Consider the following 2,715-nt stretch of genomic DNA (forward strand, 5'->3'; position numbering starts at 1 on the left):
ATCCGTCTATCGTGTCACGGAAATCATCGGCACGAGCGCAATTTCCTGGGAGGACGCGGCGAAAAATGGTGTGGAAACGGCAGCCAAGTCGCTGCGTGATTTGCGCGTCGCCGAAGTCACCAAGCTCGACATGAAGGTGGATAGCGGCGAGGTCGTTGAATACCGAGCGCGAGTGTCTTTGTCGTTCAAGTACGAAGCCTGAGAAGGTGATTCACGGTGGCAAGGCGCCGCGGGAAATGTGCAAAGCTACCTCGGCACGCGGCATTTGGCGAACATGTCGCTCGTCGCGCCTCGTTCGCCTTGTTCGAGGCCACCGCTTCGAGAATCTGTTCGACGGCTTTCCTCGCCCGCTTCCACAAGCCGAGGCGATGAATGATGCGGGGGGGCGCCATCGACTTCGTGCTCGAAATCGACGTGCCGTTCGACGAGATCATTCAGCGCATGAGCGGCCGCCGAGTGCATGTCGCGTCTGGCCGCACGTTTCACGTCAGGTTCAACCCGCCGAAGAGCGATATGGTCAACGAGGTACAGGTGAGCCGCTGATCCGGTACTACAACGAGTGAGCGGAGCACTGTGAAGCGAGTGGCCTGAAGGCGCCGGAGTATCGGAAAGTCTTCGGGCTAGGAACCGTTGGGGAAATCAACGGACGGGTGATGGACGCCCTGAATCTGCAGAGTAGCGGCTCGTCGGGCTAATCTCGCCTCTTTTTTGTCGACAGGCCTCGCTGCGTCGCTTGCGAATGCCGATACGGCAACATGGTTCCGGACCGCGCACAGGCAGCTCGGGCCATCGCCGCGGCTTGTGATTGTGTGATTGCTGCGCAATTTCCGCCAACGAGCGCATGTTCCCGAAAGCCTTCTGGAGCGCCTGCTGGACAAACTCGCCCTGCGCCCCGATCTGGCCGTCAACGAAAGAACGCTACGATTGGCAGTCGAGCCGGGGCGTAGGTGCGAGCCAAAAGAGGTAGTGTCGCGATCGCAGGCTTAGGCTGCTGTTCCGACGGCATCAAGGTCCGGTGGATCTGTCAACATCGGGTCCGCCTTAAAGTGCGCGTAAATCTCGGAGCCAGCGAAGGCTTCGAGAGCTAACTGCGCATCTTGAAACAGCTCGGCTACCGCCCAATCGCCGATCGCCAAAGCGGGAAAGCCCTTGACTCGACGCGATGGATAAACGAAGCCATCGGGTCGTTTGTCCGGACGGACCGTCAGCATCGCCTGACGGAGCCGACATCCAAGCCACTGACAGGCCTCGTGATCACCCGAAGAAACGATGTCGTGAATCCCCAGTCGGCTACTGTGATCTTCCCCAAGATTCCATAGGCGAAGTGGGCGAGCGAAACGCACTCGCGCTATGACGCCGCGCTTGACCGCCCTGCGCGTAATGTGGAAGCCACTGCCTGCGCCTCGGTTATTCAGTACCAACTGGCTCTCCCATGATGCGACGAGGCAATCACGCGCCATATAGAGCCAAGTGAAGTCGAGCGTACCGTCCGGCCGAACGAACTCCAATGGCGGTCCGAACCGGTGCGCCTTGAATGGAGACGCTGTCGCCACGTGCTTTTCGTTGTCTACTGCTCGGACAAACTCCGTTTCCACCTCGTAGGTATAAAGGCGTCCGTCGAGAGCGCGGAGAACCTGTTCCGCACTCGGGACGAGACCCTTCAGGTGTTCCGGCAAGTAATTCTTAACTTCGTCGTTCCTGGACATTTGTTGGTTGCTCAGTCCTGGTCCGCCACCTCCATCCGCGCGAGCGCAATGACCTTGTCTAACCGCACCTTGTCAGGCAGCGACAGCATTCGGGATTGCTCGGGCGCAATCGTGCTCCGATCCTCGAATGGTAATCCTGCGACCACCTCAGCCGGAGACAATTCGTTCAATGCCACTTGCTCAGATACGAGGAAGGTGTTGACCTGTATCCTCGACTTCCTATTGAGCACCTCAAGCACACGCGGCAATTGCGAAGGGACGTCACCAACGAACTGCCAAGCCGGATAAGTGCGGCGGTTCTTCATTCCTGGCGGAACCACGCTATATAGCTTTGTGTGGTCTGCTCGGTAAAGGGTGGTCTTCGACATGCCGGTACGCGCGATGACCTCCTCGGGGCTTAGCTTTGTAACTGGCAACGTTTTGCGTCGAGCCGAGACGCTTTCAGCGCTGTCGCGCATCAGCAGCTCCGCGAGCCGAGCCTCCAACACTTTCCTCACTGGCTTGCTGACGAAAAGTTGAGTGTCAGCGTCGGCTAGTTGTGTGTGAAGCTCGTCGGAGACCCCCTTAAGCAGGTCTGCAGCGAGCAGATTAATGAGTGCTTTCGGGTCGCCCGCATACTGTCCGTTCACAAGGGCACGAAGGTCAGTATTCTTGACGGCCTTGCTACGTTTCGTTGCCAATTCCATACCAGCTCCTTCTTAGGTAATCGAGCGGTGGGCACCCTGAATCTGTACCCATTCCAGCGAGCGTCCCGCTCCACACTCGCCGCGTTCAGTCTCTCCAACGTCGCTTGGGCGCGCGCCAGCGGCTCGAACTCGCGTTCGCACGGCGCGATTGACAGCTTTACGGTCGGAGCTATGAGAGCAGTGTACTACAGTTTTCCCGTTTTTCCCATTTTTCCCGTTTTTCCCTACCTTCACTGCATGGGTACCTACGGAGCGCGCGAGCTCCCGCACCGAGAGGGCGCGACCGACATCCAGACAAAAGTGGCGTGCGGCATGGGTCCAGA

At 58.6% G+C, this 2,715-nt stretch carries 4 protein-coding genes and 1 pseudogene; 3 read left to right on the plus strand and 2 right to left on the minus strand.

All coding sequences use genetic code 11. From position 1 onward, the window contains the following. A partial coding sequence (locus BG61_RS38070; protein WP_035943444.1) for a dodecin family protein occupies positions 1 to 202 on the plus strand: 202 nt, incomplete at its 5' end. Positions 203 to 326: 124 nt separating this feature from the next. After that, positions 327 to 695: pseudogene (locus BG61_RS41660) on the plus strand (nucleoside monophosphate kinase); the annotation flags it as partial. A 288-nt stretch (positions 696 to 983) separates the two neighbouring features. On the opposite strand, the gene BG61_RS38080 reads toward BG61_RS41660, so the two are convergent. Continuing rightward, positions 984 to 1,706 carry a hypothetical protein gene (locus BG61_RS38080; protein ID WP_035943446.1) on the minus strand — a complete coding sequence of 241 codons (723 nt, stop codon included), beginning with the start codon at positions 1,704 to 1,706 and terminating at the stop codon, positions 984 to 986. 11 nt (positions 1,707 to 1,717) lie between these two features. Next, positions 1,718 to 2,392 carry a hypothetical protein gene (locus BG61_RS38085; RefSeq protein ID WP_051673098.1) on the minus strand — a complete coding sequence of 225 codons (675 nt, stop codon included), beginning with the start codon at positions 2,390 to 2,392 and terminating at the stop codon, positions 1,718 to 1,720. Between the two features lie 27 nt (positions 2,393 to 2,419). On the opposite strand from BG61_RS38085, the gene BG61_RS43830 reads away from it, so the two are divergent. Beyond that, the coding region (locus BG61_RS43830; RefSeq protein WP_206540642.1) for a hypothetical protein at positions 2,420 to 2,715 on the plus strand (296 nt) is incomplete at its 3' end.

The sequence above is a fragment of the Caballeronia glathei genome, from assembly GCF_000698595.1.
Taxonomy (GTDB): domain Bacteria; phylum Pseudomonadota; class Gammaproteobacteria; order Burkholderiales; family Burkholderiaceae; genus Caballeronia; species Caballeronia glathei.